16 protein-coding genes and 6 tRNA genes are annotated in these 17,365 nt (G+C 68.3%); 14 read left to right on the plus strand and 8 right to left on the minus strand.

What is annotated here, in order from left to right:
* Nucleotides 1–16: 16 nt before the first annotated feature.
* Nucleotides 17–427, minus strand: coding sequence for a TIGR02611 family protein (locus J2X34_RS06735; protein WP_174914651.1), 411 nt, complete (start codon nucleotides 425–427; stop codon nucleotides 17–19).
* Nucleotides 428–842: 415 nt separating this feature from the next.
* On the opposite strand from J2X34_RS06735, the gene J2X34_RS06740 reads away from it, so the two are divergent.
* Genes J2X34_RS06740 through J2X34_RS06750 form a run of 3 tightly spaced genes read left to right on the plus strand, consistent with a single transcriptional unit; the run spans nucleotide 843 to nucleotide 5,512 of the window.
* On the plus strand, nucleotides 843–2,093 hold the full coding sequence (locus J2X34_RS06740) for a hypothetical protein (protein ID WP_258558160.1): 1,251 nt from the start codon (nucleotides 843–845) through the stop codon (nucleotides 2,091–2,093).
* 55 nt (nucleotides 2,094–2,148) lie between these two features.
* Nucleotides 2,149–3,156 carry a glutamate ABC transporter substrate-binding protein gene (locus J2X34_RS06745; RefSeq protein ID WP_258558161.1) on the plus strand — a complete coding sequence of 336 codons (1,008 nt, stop codon included), beginning with the start codon at nucleotides 2,149–2,151 and terminating at the stop codon, nucleotides 3,154–3,156.
* 4 nt (nucleotides 3,157–3,160) lie between these two features.
* A complete protein-coding gene (locus J2X34_RS06750; protein ID WP_114724177.1) occupies nucleotides 3,161–5,512 on the plus strand; it encodes a serine/threonine-protein kinase in 2,352 nt (783 codons plus the stop codon).
* 103 nt (nucleotides 5,513–5,615) lie between these two features.
* Here J2X34_RS06750 and J2X34_RS06755 read toward each other — a convergent pair.
* Nucleotides 5,616–5,687, minus strand: a tRNA-Val gene (locus J2X34_RS06755).
* Between the two features lie 356 nt (nucleotides 5,688–6,043).
* Entirely contained in the window at nucleotides 6,044–6,211 is a 168-nt protein-coding gene (locus J2X34_RS06760; RefSeq protein WP_429516400.1) for a hypothetical protein, read from the minus strand.
* Between J2X34_RS06760 and J2X34_RS06765 the strand changes: the two genes are divergently transcribed.
* The 5 genes from J2X34_RS06765 to J2X34_RS06785 all read left to right on the plus strand — a co-directional run bounded on the left by J2X34_RS06765 (nucleotide 6,182) and on the right by J2X34_RS06785 (nucleotide 6,682).
* Nucleotides 6,182–6,254, plus strand: a tRNA-Gly gene (locus tag J2X34_RS06765). The two genes, J2X34_RS06760 and J2X34_RS06765, sit on opposite strands and share 30 nt — an antisense overlap.
* 25 nt (nucleotides 6,255–6,279) lie before the next feature.
* Nucleotides 6,280–6,350 (plus strand) — tRNA-Cys (locus tag J2X34_RS06770).
* Between the two features lies 1 nt (nucleotide 6,351).
* Nucleotides 6,352–6,426, plus strand: a tRNA-Val gene (locus tag J2X34_RS06775).
* A gap of 45 nt (nucleotides 6,427–6,471) precedes the next feature.
* Nucleotides 6,472–6,547 (plus strand) — tRNA-Gly (locus J2X34_RS06780).
* Between the two features lie 60 nt (nucleotides 6,548–6,607).
* Nucleotides 6,608–6,682 (plus strand) — tRNA-Val (locus J2X34_RS06785).
* Between the two features lie 212 nt (nucleotides 6,683–6,894).
* On the opposite strand, the gene J2X34_RS06790 is transcribed toward J2X34_RS06785, so the two are convergent.
* A complete protein-coding gene (locus J2X34_RS06790; RefSeq protein WP_429516401.1) occupies nucleotides 6,895–8,280 on the minus strand; it encodes a GH1 family beta-glucosidase in 1,386 nt (461 codons plus the stop codon).
* Nucleotides 8,281–8,338: 58 nt separating this feature from the next.
* On the opposite strand from J2X34_RS06790, the gene J2X34_RS06795 reads away from it, so the two are divergent.
* Together J2X34_RS06795 and J2X34_RS06800 are read left to right on the plus strand one after the other, a co-directional pair.
* The gene (locus J2X34_RS06795) at nucleotides 8,339–9,541 is read left to right on the plus strand and encodes an MFS transporter (RefSeq protein ID WP_114724179.1); all 1,203 of its coding nucleotides are present in this window, start codon (nucleotides 8,339–8,341) and stop codon (nucleotides 9,539–9,541) included.
* Between the two features lie 136 nt (nucleotides 9,542–9,677).
* Complete coding sequence (locus J2X34_RS06800; protein WP_114724180.1) at nucleotides 9,678–10,208, plus strand: GNAT family N-acetyltransferase; 531 nt, start codon at nucleotides 9,678–9,680, stop codon at nucleotides 10,206–10,208.
* Between the two features lie 27 nt (nucleotides 10,209–10,235).
* Here the strand turns inward: J2X34_RS06800 and zapE are convergent, their stop codons facing one another.
* On the minus strand, nucleotides 10,236–11,249 hold the full coding sequence (gene zapE, locus J2X34_RS06805) for a cell division protein ZapE (protein ID WP_114724181.1): 1,014 nt from the start codon (nucleotides 11,247–11,249) through the stop codon (nucleotides 10,236–10,238).
* Between the two features lie 22 nt (nucleotides 11,250–11,271).
* On the opposite strand from zapE, the gene J2X34_RS06810 reads away from it, so the two are divergent.
* The 4 genes from J2X34_RS06810 to msrB are packed head-to-tail and all read left to right on the plus strand — an operon-like array spanning nucleotide 11,272 to nucleotide 15,441.
* A complete protein-coding gene (locus J2X34_RS06810; RefSeq protein ID WP_114724182.1) occupies nucleotides 11,272–12,069 on the plus strand; it encodes a pyrimidine reductase family protein in 798 nt (265 codons plus the stop codon).
* A 22-nt stretch (nucleotides 12,070–12,091) separates the two neighbouring features.
* Nucleotides 12,092–13,666, plus strand: coding sequence for an alpha/beta hydrolase (locus tag J2X34_RS06815; RefSeq protein WP_429516402.1), 1,575 nt, complete (start codon nucleotides 12,092–12,094; stop codon nucleotides 13,664–13,666).
* 52 nt (nucleotides 13,667–13,718) lie between these two features.
* On the plus strand, nucleotides 13,719–14,969 hold the full coding sequence (locus J2X34_RS06820) for a glycosyltransferase family 87 protein (protein ID WP_254622906.1): 1,251 nt from the start codon (nucleotides 13,719–13,721) through the stop codon (nucleotides 14,967–14,969).
* Nucleotides 14,970–15,003: 34 nt separating this feature from the next.
* Complete coding sequence (msrB, locus tag J2X34_RS06825) at nucleotides 15,004–15,441, plus strand: peptide-methionine (R)-S-oxide reductase MsrB (protein WP_114724184.1); 438 nt, start codon at nucleotides 15,004–15,006, stop codon at nucleotides 15,439–15,441.
* A gap of 68 nt (nucleotides 15,442–15,509) precedes the next feature.
* Here msrB and J2X34_RS06830 read toward each other — a convergent pair whose 3' ends face one another.
* From J2X34_RS06830 to J2X34_RS06840, 3 genes are all read right to left on the minus strand, one after another.
* Nucleotides 15,510–15,893 carry a hypothetical protein gene (locus J2X34_RS06830; protein ID WP_429516403.1) on the minus strand — a complete coding sequence of 128 codons (384 nt, stop codon included), beginning with the start codon at nucleotides 15,891–15,893 and terminating at the stop codon, nucleotides 15,510–15,512.
* A 108-nt stretch (nucleotides 15,894–16,001) separates the two neighbouring features.
* The gene (locus J2X34_RS06835; RefSeq protein ID WP_114724185.1) at nucleotides 16,002–17,006 is read right to left on the minus strand and encodes a DUF1648 domain-containing protein; all 1,005 of its coding nucleotides are present in this window, start codon (nucleotides 17,004–17,006) and stop codon (nucleotides 16,002–16,004) included.
* The gene (locus J2X34_RS06840) at nucleotides 17,003–17,353 is read right to left on the minus strand and encodes a GntR family transcriptional regulator (RefSeq protein WP_174909838.1); all 351 of its coding nucleotides are present in this window, start codon (nucleotides 17,351–17,353) and stop codon (nucleotides 17,003–17,005) included. The genes J2X34_RS06835 and J2X34_RS06840 overlap by 4 nt, the downstream gene beginning before the upstream one ends.
* Between the last annotated feature and the right edge of the window lie 12 nt (nucleotides 17,354–17,365).

Genomic DNA, 17,365 nt, shown 5'->3' on the forward strand with positions numbered 1-17,365 from the left:
TCGCGCCGACAGACGGCTACAGGGGGCTCTCCAACCACGACTGATCGAGCCCCACCCACGTTCCGATCAGGCCGAACGTGCCGAGCACCCACAGAGTCGCGATGACGACGATCGTGGTGAAGAGCACGCCGAGTGCCTTGATGACGACGGACTGGCGCGAGAACCACACCATGAAGCGGTCGTAGCGAGCGCGTACCCAGTGCAGCAATCGGTGCGCCCACGCGAATTCGGACGCGAGGATGCCCAGCCCGGCGAAGACGATCAGCCAACCCGGCCCGGGGTACGGAATTGCCACGATTCCGGCCGAGAGAACGAGGAGACCGACGATCCCGACACCGATCCGGTAGGCGAGATTCAGTGAGGTGTTCGCGGCGATCCGCCGGCGTCGACGGCGCCAGCGGTTCTCGACTTCTTCGAGTGCCTCGATCGGATGGAAGCCGTCGTGGCCCGACCCGGCGCCGGCCTTCCCGCCGACCGTTCGGTCGTTCACAGTTCGGTCACCCACACGTCCACACCCACCGTCGCTTCGAGTTTTCTGCCAGTCGACCTACCGACAGATCCAGCGTACCGACGGCGATGGTCGACCGGATCCACCCGCCACGGCGCCGACGGTAGGAAGATGGGTACGGGCAGACCCGGCCACGTATTCGTTGTCGCATCTCCCGACCGTCGGCGGTGAATCACGCGGATTGGATCGCCACCGTCGGAAGTCGAACCCTCACCGCCCGGGAGGAGTGACGCCGGTGTTTCTCCGCCGCGGTTCCGGCACGGCCGGTCCAGGCCCAACTCTCGACGAAACGCGTCTCATCGATCCCGAGCCCAGTCCTCGGTCGGCGCGCGGGTTGGTCTCCTCCACGCCCGGCAAGCTGGCGCTCATCGGGGTGGGGTTGATCACGATCGTGCTCCTCGCGGGCGCCCTGACTTCCGTCGCGATCGTCGCCCGCGAGAAGCGGATCGACACCCTGCATCTGGAGACAGGGCCACTCACCAACTCCGCCCAGGAGCTCTACAGCTCGCTGTCGATCGCGGATGCGGCCGCCACGGCAGGGTTCCTCTCGGGCAGAGTGGCACCGCAGGCCATCCGATACCGCTACCGTCAGGCGATCGGCGAGGCGTCGACCGCACTGATCTCGGCGGCGAACGGCATCTCGGCGAACGACACGCAGTCGCAGGAGTTGCTCGCGGAGATCTCCAGAGGCCTGTCCACGTACACCGGAATCGCCTCTACTGCACGTGCGAACAGCCGGGTCGGAAACGCGGTCGGGGTCTCGTACATCAACGAGTCTTCCGCGCTGATGCACGACACCATGCTGCCGGCGGCGCAGCATCTGTACACCAAACAGGCCGACGCCCAAGCGAACACCCAACAGAGCCTTGCTCGGCCGCCGTGGACCGCGATCGCGCTGTGTATGTTCACGCTGGTCGCGCTGATCGGCGCCCAGATGTATTTGACCAGGCTCAGCCATCGCCGTTTCAATCCGGGCCTGATCGTGGCCTCGGCGTTGATGGCCCTGCTGGCGATCTGGCTGTCGATCGCCGGACTGCTCTCGGCCAACGCCAGCGCAAACGAGATGGCGTCCGCCGAGTCGATGGACGCGCTCGTTCGGGCGCGAATCCTGGCCCAGCAGGCCCGCGCCGACGAGACCTTGGGTCTGCTCCGTCGGGATTCCGACACTCAGAGCGAACAGGAATATGCCCAACACACCGCGGAACTCGCCCGGATACTCGACGGTTTCCGGGCCACGACCGCACAGAACGATGCGGCGGATGCCCAGCTGAACGACGCCATCGCCGCGCTCGACGGCTGGGAGAGCGCCCACCGGGACCAGCGCCAACGACTCGGCGCGGGAGACTACGTCGGCGCGGTCGACGTCGCAGTGGGCGGCGGGCCGCACGATGCGGCGGCGCAGTTCACCCGGCTCGACGACACGTTGGAAAGTGGGATTGCGAGCCTGCGGGGGCAGTCCAGCGAGTACATCGCGCGCTCCTCCTCGTCGCTGAGCCACCTCGACGTCGGCGGTGCGACGCTCGGCGTGCTGTGCGGATTCGCCGTCGGCGCCGGCATCTGGCCCCGTTTGAGCGAGTACCAGTGACAAAGCGAGTACAACTGATGAAGAAGGCCACGGTTTCAGGGGCCACATGATGAGCATGACGGCACGAAGCATCGCGAACATCGCGCGGCGGCCGAAAGGACGTCGCTGGTTGACGGTTGCCTGCGCGGTCGGCGCAAGTGTGCTGGTCGGATGCGCCGACGCCCACCCCCCGCCGCCGACGCCTGTCGGCACCTACACCACGCTGCCCCTGCCGAGCGCGGCGACGATCGTCCCTCCCCCGACGACGACCGTCCCCGGGGTCGCGGACTGCGATGCCACCGCCAGCCTGCGCCCGAGTCCGCCCGGCGTCATTCCTCCCGGAGGCACCGTGTCTGAGATCGTCGCGCGGGGGAAGGTGATCATCGGAGTCGACCAGCGCAACTACCTGTTCAGCAACCGCGACCCCGCCACCGGCACGCTCGAGGGCTTCGACGTGGACATTGCACACGAAGTCGCCCGTGATCTGCTCGGCGACCCCGCGAAGGTCGAGTTCCGGCTGATCAACCCGGCCGACCGGATCAAGTCGGTACAGACTTCCGATGTCGACATGTTCATCATGTCCACGACGATGACCTGTGCCAGGGCTGAACAGATCGCCTTCTCCACCCAGTATTTCGAGGCCCATCAGCGGTTGCTCGTGCCGCGGAACTCCGCGATCAGCGAACCGGCGGACCTGGCGGGCAAGCGGGTGTGTTCCGTGGCCGACACCCCCGCGGTGTACGCCGTGCAGCGGGAAGTGCCCGACGTCGAAATCGTCAGCGTGGTCGACTGGGGTGACTGCCTGGTCGCCATCCAGCAAGGGCAGGTAGATGCGGTGAGCACCGACGACGGCCTCCTGCTCGGTATGGCGGTGCAGGATCCGACGCTGGAGATCGTCGGCCCCGTCATGGAGGTCGCGCCGTACGGCATCGGCATGAACAAGAACGACGACGACCTGGTGCGCTCTGTCAACGGCACGCTCGAGCGCATCAGGAAGGACGGAACGTGGACGCAGATCTACAACCGTTGGCTCACTGCGCTCGGGCCGTCGCCCGGTCCCCCCGCACCCCACTATCAGGACTGACCGGATGACTCCGCCAACGGAAGGCACAGCCGACAGCGCCGCCACCGATCGCGCCGAACCCCCGGACACCACCGCCGCCGATACTGCTGCGACCACTCCCGACACTGCGGCGACCGCCCGTGACGCCGCCACCACCGCTGGCGCGACAGGTGCTGTGCCGCCGCCCCCCAGGTCGAGACGAGCCGGACAACGTGGCGGGCCCCGCGTCACCTCGGGTCACCGAACCATCGGCGACGGACTGGTCGAGATCCCCGTCATCGCGGCGCTCGATCCCTCGTCCGCGGTGCTCAGCAATCCGGTGCTGGCGGAGGACAAACGCTACTGCACCAAGTGCCGCAACCCTGTCGGACGCACGCAGGCAGACGCTACGGCGCCGACCCGGGGTGTGTGCGCGAATTGCGGCACCGGTTTCTCGTTCGGTCCGCGGCTCGAACCAGGCGAATTGGTGGCCGGACAGTACGAGGTGCAGGGCTGCATCGCCCACGGCGGTGTCGGCTGGATCTATATCGCCATCGACCGAAATGTCGACGATCGCTGGGTGGTACTCAAAGGACTGCTGCATGCGGCCGATCCGAAGGCCCAGGCGGTGACGGTCGCCGAACGGCGCTTCCTCGCCGAGGTCACCCATCCGAGCATCGTCAAGATCTTCAATTTCGTCGAGCATCCCGACGCGGACGGCTCCCCCGTCGGGTACATCGTGATGGAGTACATCGGCGGCACCACACTCAAGGACCTGCTCCGCACCAGCGCGGACGAGGTCGGACCGACACGGATGCTGCCGCTCGACCTGACCCTCGGCTACATCCTGGAGATCCTGCCGGCATTGAGCTACCTGCACTCGATCGGGCTGATCTACAACGACCTCAAGCCCGACAACATCATGGTCAGCGAGGGGCAGGTCAAACTGATCGACATGGGCGCCGTCGCCGGGTTCGAGGACTGCGGATTCATCTATGGAACCCCCGGCTTCCAGGCGCCCGAGATCGTGGCGACCGGGCCCACCGTGGCGAGCGACATCTACACCGTCGGGCGCACCCTCGCGTCGCTCACCGTTGCGCTGCCGACGAAGCAGGGCCGCTACCTCGACGGCCTGCCCGATCCAGCCCACGAACCACTGTTCCAGCAGTACGAGGCGTACTACCGCATGCTGCGGCGGGCCACGAATCCGGACCCGGCCCAACGCTTCTCGTCGATCGACGAGATGTCCACCCAGTTGACCGCGCTCCTGCGCGAGATAACGTCCAGGGAGTCCGGCCGGCCACGACCGGGACTGTCGCAGCAATTCAGCCCCCCACGCGGGAGCTTCGGCACCGACCTGACTATCCGTCGGACGGATGTGTTCGTCGACGGCCGGCCCCACCACGGGCGCCCGAGCGCGCTCGCAATGGGTCGAGCGTTGCCCGTTCCGCTGGCAGATCCCGCCGATCCCGGGGCCGCGCTACTCACCGCAGCGATGCACAGCACGCCGCGCGAACTCCTCGGCACCCTCCGCGTGGCGCGTGAACGCAGTGCCGCCGCTCCCCGCAGCCGACTCGAGGGCAGCCTGGAACTGCCCCTGATGGAGGTTCGCGCCCACCTCGATCTGGGCGACGCGCAACGGGCCGCTGATCGGCTGGCCGAGCTCGCCCGGGAACACCCGCGCCGCTGGCGGATCAGCTGGTATCAGGGCCTGTGCGACCTGCTCCGCGGGGAGTACGAGGCGGCGTTCTCCCGTTTCGACACGGTGCTCTCGGCGTTGCCCGGCGAATTGGCACCGAAGCTGGCACTGGCCGGGACCGTCGAACTGATCCTGGACCGACGTACCGACAACCGCCTGTCCACCGACTCCCCGGCTGTGGTCGACGAGCAGTGGCGCGCGGTGGCCGAGCGGTACTACGGGACCGTATGGCAGACGGACCACAGCCTGGTCAGTGCCGCGTTCGGTCTCGCGCGGCAGCTCGAGGCCCGCGGCGATCGGCAGGGCGCAGTACGGATACTCGACCAGGTACCGCCCGACTCCCGACACTTCGGCGAGGCCCGGCTGACGACCGTATTGGTCCTGGTCGGTCGCCTACCGGTGGCCGAGATCAGCGAACGGGATCTCAAGGAAGCGGCCGATCGGGTCGAGCGGCTACCGGAGACGGAACCTCGCGCACTGCAGATGCGCGCGCACGTGCTCGGCGTGGCAGTGGACTGGCTCGAGTCCGGCCGGTCGGCGGCGCTGCCTCTGATCCTGGGGGCCCAGTTCACCCAGCGCAGCCTGCGCGCCGGCGCCGAGGAGGCGCTGCGAACGCTCGCCCGGAACACCGCCGAGCGCACACACCGATACACGCTGGTCGACCTGGCGAACGCAATCAGACCCACGACATGGGTGTAGCGGTGACCAGATCCACGATTTCCGCCCGAACGCAAAAATCGCCCCTCGGAGAGGGGCGATTCTGCAATCAGCCGTGGCGAACCCCGACCTTGGTTATCTTCTGTGGTCCCGGCTGGGATCGAACCAGCGACCTTCCCGGTGTGAACGGGACGCTCTTCCACTGAGCCACGGGACCGAACCGCGCTAACCACTCGCGGTCGAACGAGACGAAACACTAACACGCACTTGTCGCGAACACGAATCCCCTGGTTGTTATTCGTTTCCGGGCCCGCGACGCCTCGACGTAGTACCGAAGCTCACCGATCGCACCCGACCGCGCGCCGGTCACCGCGCGACCCAGGTCCTCAGGACGGCGCTAGCAGCCACGCTCCCAGGCATGCGCTCGCGCGCACGCGCGCACGTGGGTGAATCACTTCCAGGAGCGCCTCGATGGGCGCGCCGCCGCCAGCCCCGCCGGCCCCGCCACTTCGCCTCGCTTCCGCCCGCTTCGCCGACGCCGGAAAGAACCGTTCGTGCCTGTCGGTCCGGTATTCATCGGGCGTTCACCAGCGCAATCGACCCGAAGGTCTGCCATATTTCGCCGCTGACCTGCTGATTTGTGCCTTTCTTGAATGGTCCGCTAATGTTCTCACCGCACCGGGGAAGCGGAAACGCCCCGCCGGTGCGAATGCGGATGTAGCGCAGCTGGTAGCGCATCACCTTGCCAAGGTGAGGGTCGCGGGTTCGAATCCCGTCATCCGCTCGAGAGGTTGGACTCGACCTTTTATGGTGGAGTGGCCGAGTGGTGAGGCAACGGCCTGCAAAGCCGTGCACACGGGTTCGATTCCCGTCTCCACCTCGCGCGATTAGCTCAGCGGGAGAGCGCTTCCCTGACACGGAAGAGGTCACTGGTTCAATCCCAGTATCGCGCACCAAGTTTCGAGGCAGTATGCTGCTGAGAATCTTGAGTGTTACAACATGCGGATGTAGCGCAGCTGGTAGCGCATCACCTTGCCAAGGTGAGGGTCGCGGGTTCGAATCCCGTCATCCGCTCCACGGTCGGCCCTGGTGGCCGGCCAAGGGAGCCCGGTTTTCCGGGCTTCCGATCTTTGACCCGCGCGATTAGCTCAGCGGGAGAGCGCTTCCCTGACACGGAAGAGGTCACTGGTTCAATCCCAGTATCGCGCACCACCGAGAAGGGCACCTCCACTGGAGGTGCCCTTCTTGCGTTCGATCCCCATCGAGTTCCGGGGCGCCCGCTCGATTCGAACCTGAGGGATTCCTCATGTATCGTCGGGCGTGCCATCCCCCCCGATGGTGCGGAGCCCCAGCCCTGACCCCCCATCCACGGCTGGGGCTCACTCATTTCCGGGCGGGCAGCCTCCGCCACCCGCCCGTCGCGCCTACCCGCCGTGCCGCTTCGCGAGCAGATCGCGGAACCAGTAGTACGAATCCTTGGGCGTCCGCTCCAAAGTGTCGTAGTCCACATGAACGAGCCCGAAGCGTTCGCGGTACCCGGCGGCCCATTCGAAGTTGTCGAGGATCGACCACAGGAAATAGCCACGGACGTCCACGCCGGCATCCATCGCCTCGCGAACTGCGGCCAGGTGGTCCGCGTGATACGCGATTCGACGATCGTCGCGCACACGACCCGACGAGTCCGGATCCGGGTCGTGGAACGAGCACCCGCTCTCGGTGATGTACACCGGCGGCAAAGCCGCTCCGAACCGGTCCCGGAAGATCGTGAGGATCTCCCGCAGGCCGTCCGGGACGATCGGCCAGCCGAAGTCGGTCTTCGGATAGCCTTCCAGCGGCACCGGCGCGAACGGCATCCCTGGCGGCAGATCGACCTCGAGCACCCCCTCCGTTCCCTCGCCGTCCCGGGGCGCGGCGATGATCGTGGGCTCGTAGTAGTTGATACCGAACCAGTCGAGTGGCTGGGCGATGATCGCCAGGTCGTCGTCGACGGGTCCGGTGAGCAGGGCCGCGAGTTCGTCGGCCGGATACTTGCCGAGCAGGACCGGGTCGGCGAACGTCCAGTTGACGATGTGGTCGTAGATGTCGGCGGCCTCGATGTCGGCCTCGGAGTCGCTCGCTGCATGGACGGGCGCGTGGTTGGACGCGATTCCGATGTTGCCGCAGCCCGCCGAACGCAGTGCCTGCACCGACAGGCCGTGGCCGAGCAGCTGATGGTGCGCGGCCTGCAGTGCGCCGAAGCCGAGCGACAGCCCGGGCGCGTGGACTCCGAGGGCGTGACCGTAGAGCGTATGTACGACGGGCTCGTTGAGCGGCATCCACATTCCGACCCGGTCACCGAGTCGCTCCCCCACGATGGCGGCGTACTCGGCCAGGCGCTGCGCCGTCGCCCGGTTCAGCCATCCCCCGTCGTCCTGGAGGGCCTGCGGCAGATCCCAGTGGAACAGCGTGACCGCCGGCGTGATTCCGGCCGCACACAGTTCGTCGACGAGCCGGTCGTAGAAGTCGAGGCCGGCGGGATTGACTTCGCCCTTGCCGTCGGGCTGGATCCGCGGCCACGACACGGACAGCCGGTACGAGTCGGTGCCGAGCTCGCGCATCAGGCGCACGTCGTCGCGGTAGCGGTGATAGTGGTCGATCGCGATGTCGCCGGTTTCGCCGCGCACGATTGCTCCAGGGACAGAGCAGAATTCGTCCCAGATCGAACGGCCACGCCCGTCCTCGGTCACCGCCCCTTCGATCTGGTACGCCGCTGCCGCGACACCGAAGACGAAATCGTCGGGGAATTCGGGAATTGTTCGTTGTACCGCCATGATGAGCAGTGAAGCAGAGAACCCCACGAAACGGAGCGAAATATTGGACACTCGTCCAGTGATTCGAAACACGAAAACCCTTAGCGGCGCGCGCGTCTCGGCCTCCGTCGCCTTCGGCCTGCAGGGGTTCATGCTGGCCGTACTGCTCACCCAGCTCCCCCAGTTCAAGGAGGACCTCGGGTTCAGCGACACCCTCGTGGCCGTGACGGTCGTGGGTGTCTCGGTCGTCGCGGGTGTCGGCAGCGTCGTCGCCGAGCAACTCGCGAAGGCCACCTCCAGTCGCACCACGCTCCGCGTGGGCCTGTTCGTCATTGCGGCCGGTGCGGTGGTGATCGCGCTCGCGACATCGACACCGGCGTTCCTGGCCGCCTTCGCGTTCTACGGAATCGGACTCGGCATCGTCGACGCGTCGGCCAACATGCAGGCGGTGTCGATTCAGCACGCGTACGGCCGCGTCATCCTCTCGTCGTTCCACGCATCGTGGAGCGTCGGCGCGATCGTCGGTGCCGGGTTCGTCGCGGTCTTCTCGACGCTCGAGCTGTCGGTCATGGCGTCCGTGCTCGTCGCAGCCGTACTGGTCGCGGCGATCTGTGCATGGATCGGCCCGCGCCTGCTGCACACCGGCCACCAGCGGTCCGCGACCGCTGCCGCCGTCCCGGTCGCGATCCCGCTACGACCGTTCCTCGCACTCGGGATCGCGATGATGCTGTTCTACGCGATCGACTTCGGCGTCGGCACCTACTCACCGCTGTATCTCAAGGAGGTACTGCTGTCCGATGCCGGTACCGCAGCCCTCGCGATGGCGGCCTACCAGGTGACCGCGCTGATCTCGCGGCTGACCGGCGACCTCTGGGTCCGGAAGTTCGGCGAGATCGCCGTGGTGCGGGTCGGGGCGATCATCAGCGTGATCGGTCTTCTGATGGTGGTCGTCGCGCAGGCACCGGCGTTCGCGATCGCCGGATTCTTCGTGGTCGGCCTCGGCGCCCCCGTCATCGCGCCCCTGAGCTTCAGTGCCGCGGGCCGGCTCGCGCCCCCGGACCAGACCGACGTGGTCGTCGCCCGCATCAACCTGTTCAACTACGCCGGGACCGTGATTGCCGGTGCCGTCATCGGCGGTATCGCGGCGGTGTCGGACCTGCGGGTCGGATTCGTCGCCCCGCTGCTGTTCGCGGTGGCATTGTTCCTGCTCGCGCCCGCATTCGCGCCGCGCCGCGTGCCGTCCGGCACCACCGCGAGCGAATCCGCTCCCACCGGCGCCTGACCGTGTGTGTCCCGGACCGAGTCATCCGGTCCGTCCAAGACCGAGTCTTCGAGTCCGTCCCGGACCGAGTCTTCGAGTCCGTCCCGGACAGTGGTGTACTTACCCGGGACACACACGACGTACACGAGGTGGAGCTGTGACGATTTCCGTCGACCGGGCCGGACTCTGGGATGCCGAGGCATTGGCCGACGTCGCCGCGGTGACGTTCCCGCTCGCGTGCCCGCCGCATGCGACGCGGGAGGACATCGCGGCGTTCATCGACAACGTGCTCTCCGCGGAGAAGTTCAGCGAATACCTCACCGACTCGACCCGCACAGTGCTCAAGGCCACCAGCAACGGGGAGATCGTCGGCTACGTGATGCTGATCGACGGAACCCCTGACGACGATTCGGTGCGGTCCGCGGTGTCCCTGCACCCCACTACCGAGATCAGCAAGCTGTACGTGCTGCCCGGTCGGCACGGCACCGGCGTCTCGGCGGCGCTGATGGACGCGGCGGTCGATCATGCACGGAACGCGAACTGCGCCGGGGTGTGGCTGGGCGTCAACCAGGAGAACGAGCGGGCGCAGCGGTTCTATGTCAAGAACGGCTTCGAGAAGGTCGGCACCAAGACGTTCCAGGTGGGCGCCCAGACCCACCACGACTTCGTGATGCAGCGCAGCGTCTGACCGCTGCGCCGCATCACGAGGCGTGGATCAGGCAGCGACCTCGAAGCGCGACAGCGCGAGCAGGCGCGACGTGGCACGCAGGTACTTCTTGCGGTAGCCACCGGCGACCATCTCCGGGGTGAAGATCTCGTCGAGCTTCGCGCCCGACACCGTCACCGGGATGCTGGCGTCGTAGAGGCGGTCGGCGAGAACCACCAGTCGCAGGGCGACGGACTGGTCCGCTGCCGGGTGGACGCCCTTGATGAACACGGCCGGGACACCCGCGACGAGCTTCCCGTAGCGCGACGGGTGCAGCGTGCTCAGGTGCGCGCACAGCTCGTCGAAGTCGTCGAGCGTGGCGCCCTCGATCGCGTCGGCGCGCTCGAGCAGATCGGCGTCGTCGGTGGGGTCGGGGGCGGGCGGCAGGTCCCGGTGGCGGTAGTCGGGTCCGTCGACGCGGATGGTCTCGAAGATCGAACCGAGCTTCTTGATCTCGCGCAGGAAGTCCTGCGCCGCGAAGCGCCCCTCACCGAGCTGGCCGGGCAGCGTGTTCGACGTCGCGACGATCGAGACGCCGCGCGCCGACAGCTCGGTCAGCAGACGCGAGACCAGCATGGTGTCGCCCGGATCGTCGAGTTCGAACTCGTCGATGCAGAGCACGCTGTGGGACGACAGTTCCTCGACCGCCCGGTTGAAGCCGAGCGCGCCGACGACGTGCGTCAGCTCGACGAACGTGCCGAACGCCTTGGGCGAGGGCGAGCTGTGGAAGATCGATGCGAGCAGGTGGGTCTTACCGACGCCGAAGCCGCCGTCGAGGTACAGACCGGCGCCCGTGGACGGCGCCTTCTTGCCGAACAGGCCGCGGCGTCCGCCGCCACGGATCTTCGCGACCTTGCCCGCGAACTCCTCGGCCTTGGCGACCGCGGCGGCCTGGCTCGGCTCCTTGGGATCGGGGATGTAGGACGCGAAACTGACCTCGTCGAACATCGCCGGGGGCACCATTTGAGCAACCAATTGATCGGCCGGCACCACCGGATTGCGATCGACAAGACGTGCATGCATGCACTGAGCGTATCGACGTGCTGTGATCGAACACGTGCACCGTCTGGATATTGCGACCTACCTCACACGAGAAGCAGACAGCAGCGACCGGCCGTCCGAGCTGAGCGACGACGACCTGCGCTCACTGTACGGATATCCGGCGGGTCTCGACAGACCGTGGGTTCGCGTCAACTTCGTCGCCAGCGTCGACGGCGCCGTGACCGTCGACGACGCCTCCGCGGGGCTCGGGACCCTCGCGGACAAGCGGGTGTTCACCGTTTTGCGTGAGCTCGCCGAGGTGATCGTCGTCGGCGCCGGCACCGTCCGCGCGGAGAACTACGGCGGCGCCCGCACCTCCCCCGAATTGGCCCGGCGGCGACGGGACGCGGGCCTGGCGGCGGTGCCTCCGATCGCGGTGGTGACCGCGAGCGCGAACCTCGATCCCGAATCGCGACTGTTCACCGACACGGCCGTCCCACCGCTCGTCCTGACCTCTGCCTCCGCGGCCCCGGACCGCCTGGCCCGGCTCCGCGACGCCGGAGCCGACGTCGAGATCGTCACCGATCGGGACGTCACCGGGCCCGACGTGGTCGCCACTCTCGAGCGTCGCGGGCTGCGACGGGTGCTGTGCGAGGGCGGACCCGGCCTGTTCGGCACCCTGGTCGCCGACGGCGTCGTCGACGAGTTGTGTCTGACGACGTCTCCGCAACTGGTTGCCGGCGGCGCGGGCCGCATCGCGATGTCCCCTGCGGCGAACCCCACGCCGATGAGCCGAGCGCACGTGCTCGGCGACGACGACGGCACACTGCTCACGCGATGGGTACGCGCCCGCGGTGTGTGACGCACCTGGCAGGCTGTCCCGCATGCAGTCGCTTGTGAGCAGGATCGGGGTCGCCGCGATCGCCGGGGCCGTTCTGGCCGTCTGCACCGCTTGCGGCGCGGGCCCGTCGGTTCGGCCCGACGTCGCCGTTGTCGAGCAGGGCGGCGGCAACCCGACGACCACGGAGACCGACGCACCGGCGCCGAAACTGCAGACACCGGTGAAGGATCTGAACTGGGTCGACTGCAAGGACGCCACGCTCGCCGCCGCCGGCCTCGGGCCCGGCCCGGCCGGGCTGTCGCTGGAATGCGCCGATTACGCCGCACCCCTCGACGCCACCGGGTCGGCGATGGGCCCCGTCGAGGTGGGCGCACTGCGCGCGCGTCTGCCGCAGACGCCCGCCGATGCCGCGCCCGTGGTGCTGACGTCCGGGTCCGACGTCGCGTCCTCGACCACCCTCGCGGCGCTCGCGACCGGCCCGAGTTCCACGCTGCTCGAGCGGCAGCCGATCGTCGCGATCGATCGACGCGGGATCGGGTCGTCGACGCCGATCGATTGCGGCCGGTCGATGGACCGACGCGCCCTCGCCGATCTGGGACAGTTCGGTCCCGCTGATCCGGCCGCTTCGCAGGGTGTGGACGAGGTGGCGACGCTGGCCCGGGACGCGACGGTGGCGTGCACCGATGCCCTGCAGCCGTCCGAGCTGGCGTACGACACCGCGAACGCCGCCGACGATCTCGAACAGCTGCGGCGCATCTGGCAGGTCGAGCGCCTGGGCATCCTCGGCACCGGCAACGGCGCGTCGGTCGCCCTGGCGTACGCGGCTCGGTACCCCGACCAGGTGGGCCGGCTGGTGCTCGACGCGCCGGCCGCCACGACCGTCGATGCCGCAACGGCGGCCGAACACCGGGTGCAGGGCCAGGAAGCGGCACTCGCCGACTTCAGCCGGCGCTGCGCCGCCCTGAACTGCTCGCTCGGACCGGATCCGACGGCCGCGATCACGGCGCTGCGAGACCGCGCCGCCGCCGGCGAGCTGGCGACGGTGTCGTCGAGCGCACTGCTGGCGACGGTCTCCGCATTCCTGGGATCCCCGCGCGGCGACCAACCTGCGCGCGTGCGCGAACTGGCGGACGTGCTCTCGGCCGCGGGACGCGGCGATACCGGCCCGTTGCTCGGACTGATCGGCACGACCGACGCCGCGATCGGCACCGACGGACAGTTCGTCGCACGATGCAGCGACGGCCAGCAGTGGCCGGGCCCGGGACGAGCCCGCGAACTGCAGGAGGCGTGGGGCGTGAAGTATCCGATGTTCGGCGCCGACGCCGCTGTCGGGCTGATGCGCTGCTCGGCGTGGCCGACCATGTCGCCGCCCCCGCTCCCCGGACGCCTCGACGTACCGGTCCTGGTGTTCAGCGGCGCGGCGGACCCCGTCGTCGGCAATGCGGGCCTGCCCACCGTGACCGGCTCCCTCGCGAGCGCCGGCGCCGAGTGGTCGAGCATGACGTGGGCGGGCTACGGCCACCCGGTGACGACGCATTCGGACTGCGCGCGTCAATCCCTGACCCGCTACCTCGCTTCGGCCGAGCTCCCGACCGACGGCAGCGCGTGCCCGGCGTGACGCGCGGGGGTTGCCGCGGCTGACCGAGGCCGCGGCGGTGTACCGTGCCGTAGTGTTCCTTCGACGATTCGAGCCGCGTACCGGCCGCACCACCGCCGAGGTCATCAACTTCGCTCTGTGGCCTATCGCAGTGATGACTGTGCTGCATCGAGTGTTCGTGTTGGCGGTCAACGGATCCCACACCGACGACTTCGCCCCGGTGTACCGAGCGACCCTGGCGTTCCTCAATCGCCGTGAGGTCTACACCGCCGATTTCAACTCGGTGGATCCGCACTACCTCTACCAGCCCAGCGGCACGTTGTTGATGTCGCCGCTCGCGCTCATCGATCCCGAGAAGTCGCGCTGGCTGTTCATCCTCGCCAACGCGATCGCCGTGATCATCGCGCTGTATCTGTTGCTGAAGATGTTCGACCTGGCACTGAACTCGGTGGCCGCACCGATCCTGCTGTTCGCAGCGTTCTCGACGGAAACCGTCACGAACACGCTCGTCTTCTCGAACATCAACGGCATCATCCTGCTGGGCGAGGTGGCGTTCCTGTTCCTGCTCCTGCGACGGCGGGACCTGTGGTCCGGCGCCGCGATCGGACTGACGCTCGCGGTCAAACCGATCCTCGCGCCCCTGCTGCTGCTGCCGCTGGTGCGGGGTCAGTGGAAGGTGTTCGTCACCGCGATCGGCATCCCGGTGGTCCTGATGGCCGTGGCCTGGCCGCTGTCGGCGGATCCGATGGCGTTCATCGAGCACACGCTGCCGTACCTGTCGGAGTCCCGCGACTACTTCAACAGCGCGATCGTCGGAAATGGCACCTACTTCGGCCTGCCCGTCGCGCTGATCTGGGCTCTGCGTATCGCTTTCACGGCGATGGTCCTGGTGTCGCTGTGGCTGCTGTACCGGTACTACCGGCACGACGAACTGTTCTTCGTCGCGACCGCCTCGGGCGTGATCATGGGAGCGTCGTTCCTGCTGCTGTCGCTGGGCCAGATGTACTACTCGATGCTGCTGTTCCCGCTGATCATGACGGTGGTGCTGCGCAACTCCGTGATGCGTAACTGGCCGGCGTGGCTCGCGGTGTACGGGTTCCTCAGTGCGGACGCCTGGTTCTCGAACCGGTTCATCGAGACCGGCCGCGCAGCCGAATACCTGAAGCCGACGATGGGCTGGAGCCTGCTGCTGATCGTCATCTTCGCGGTGCTCGCGAACCGCTACCTGACGTCGAAGCGCGAGGGACGGCTGGACTCGGGTATCGATCCGGACTTCCTCGTCGCCGAACAGAGCGCCGACACCCCGGTGCCGGCCAAGGTCTGACGCACGGGTTCGCGGATCGTATTAGCGTGAGGCCATGAGTTCCACACAGGATTCCGGCCTGCCCGCACCCACGTTCCGGCGCAGTGACGCCGAATGGCGCGCACATCTGACACCCGAGGAGTACCAGGTGCTCCGCCAGGCGGGGACCGAGCGTCCCCACGTCGGCGAGTACACCGACACGACCACCGAGGGTGTGTACTCGTGCCGCGCGTGCGGTGCCGAGTTGTTCCGCAGCACCGAGAAGTTCGAGTCGCACTGCGGATGGCCGTCGTTCTTCGACCCCGCGGACTCGGACGCCGTCATCCTGCGAGCCGACAACACGCTCGGCATGCACCGCGTCGAGGTGCTGTGCAGCAACTGCCACAGCCACCTCGGGCACGTCTTCGAGGGCGAGGGCTACCCCACCCCGACCGACCAGCGGTACTGCATCAACAGCATCTCGTTGCGGCTGCAGCCGGCCGACGGCTCGTAGAACGACGCTGCCCCCGGCAACCCGGGCTGTCGGGGGCAGCCGGGCGCCACAGCCGGCCGGACAACCGCCTACGGGCGGTCCGGCCAGCCGGGTTGAGTCAAGACCACGGCCGGCACCGCCCTCAGCGGCGGGATCGGGTCGAGTTCCCGGAGATCCTCGTCGTCCTCGATCTCGGCCCAGAACTCGTCCGCCGAGACATCGAGGCCCAGAACGATCCACGGCGACCCGGCTTGCTGGTACGCGTACGAGACCGTTCCGATGCGGGGAATCGTCGTAGCGAACAGTCGATCGCCGACGGGATACCCCTGCTGCTCGCCGACCAGCGTGAGCGCTTCCGGTGCGAGGTCGGCGTCGAGAAGGATGCTCGCGACCGCATCGTCGAAAGCTCGCTGGGCACAGACTTCCTCGTCCGCAGCCCACCCGGCGAACTCCGGGAAACGTGCGCAACACAATACGTGGGAGCTGTCCGAGTCTCGGTACAAGCGAAACACGGGAAATCCGCCGGCCATCGGACACGACTGTACAGAACCCCGAGACCGCCTGGTCCGCCGTCGGTCCCGCTACCTGGCGACACGCCCCCGCGCGGCGAGCGAGTTCAGCACGGCCGCGGCCTGGTCGGCGCCGTCGACGGTAACGGTGAACTTGGAGCCGTCACCGCGCGTGACGCGCAACGCGGCACCGGGCCGGACCAGCAGGCCGACGCCGTCCGGGCCGACACGGTAGCCGATGCCGCCGTACCGGTTGATCAGCCCGATGTGTACGACATCGGCGCGGGCGATCTCGTCGAGCGGGATCCGCCGACGACCGCCGGTGAGCACGTAGCGCGTCTCGAGTCCACGCCCGTCCACGACGACGTACACCGGCGCGAGCGTGAGGCCCATCAACACCGCGCCCAGCACGGCCGCACCGAGCAGCATCAGGACGGCTCCGCTCGACGCGGTCGCGGCCGACCAGGCGATCAGCGCAGTCGGCAGCAGCGCCAGCGCCGCCCCGAGCCACCAGGACATCGCGGCCGACCCGGTCCACACGACGGTCTCGGTATCGGCCAGATCGAGGCGAGCCGCGTCCGCCGGCGGGGCCGAGGCCGCCGCCGCCGGCGCCGGTCGCCCGATCAGCGCCAGGCCGGCGAATGCGGCGACGACGCCCACCGCGGCAACCGGCAGGAGCCACCATCCACCGAACGACGCATCCGCCGCGTCGGCGAGGCCTCGCTGCGAGGACAACAGGGCGACGGGCAGGATCGCGACCGCGGTGCCCGTTCCCGCCGACACCGCCGCACCCGTCCGCGCGGCACGCACGTCACGACGGGTGAGCGCCAACAGGATTCCCCCGAGCAGCACGGCGAAGGCGAGACCGAGCACCGGCGACCACTGCGCGGCCGCGCGGGAGGCGAAGCCGTCGGCGGCGCCGCCGGGACCGAAGTGGACGGCGACCGGGTCGGGCAGGTCACCGGACCATGCCGCCAGGACGGCGATCGCGGCGGTCGCCGCGGCGACCGGGGCGAGTAACGCACCACCCAGCCCCCGAACCCACGAAACGTTTTGCACCGCAGTCGAGTCGGTCATGTCATCTCCTTCTTCACCAGGTCGAGCAGGTCTGCCGCGCTCATGCCGTGCCGCCGCGCCTCCGCGACGAGACCGCGGACCGCCTCCTGCAGCCGGCCCCGCACCGAGGCATCTGCCGAGACGACGGCACCGCGACCGCGGCGCAGTTCGATCAACCCCTCGTCCCGCAGCATCTGGTAGCCGCGCAGCACGGTGTGCACGTTGAGGTCGAGGGACGACGCCAGATCCCGGGCGGAGGGCAACCGCTCCCCCGCGACGACGGACCCGTCGGCGATCGCGCCTCGCACCGACGCGGCGAACTGCTCGTACAGCGGGACGGACGACGACTGATCGATGCGAATGAGCACACACCCACCATA

The sequence above is a fragment of the Rhodococcus sp. BE178 genome (assembly GCF_050433545.1).
GTDB lineage: Bacteria > Actinomycetota > Actinomycetes > Mycobacteriales > Mycobacteriaceae > Prescottella.

Bases quoted from the DNA above. Each gene is read 5' to 3' on its own strand.
- J2X34_RS06745 (WP_258558161.1), top strand. From the start codon at position 2,149: ATGACGGCACGAAGCATCGCGAACATCGCGCGGCGGCCGAAAGGACGT.
- J2X34_RS06750 (WP_114724177.1), top strand. From the start codon at position 3,161: ATGACTCCGCCAACGGAAGGCACAGCCGACAGCGCCGCCACCGATCGC.
- J2X34_RS06790 (WP_429516401.1), bottom strand. From the start codon at position 8,280: ATGGCGGTACAACGAACAATTCCCGAATTCCCCGACGATTTCGTCTTC.
- zapE (WP_114724181.1), bottom strand. From the start codon at position 11,249: ATGCATGCACGTCTTGTCGATCGCAATCCGGTGGTGCCGGCCGATCAA.
- J2X34_RS06815 (WP_429516402.1), top strand. From the start codon at position 12,092: ATGCAGTCGCTTGTGAGCAGGATCGGGGTCGCCGCGATCGCCGGGGCC.
- msrB (WP_114724184.1), top strand. From the start codon at position 15,004: ATGAGTTCCACACAGGATTCCGGCCTGCCCGCACCCACGTTCCGGCGC.
- J2X34_RS06835 (WP_114724185.1), bottom strand. From the start codon at position 17,006: ATGACCGACTCGACTGCGGTGCAAAACGTTTCGTGGGTTCGGGGGCTG.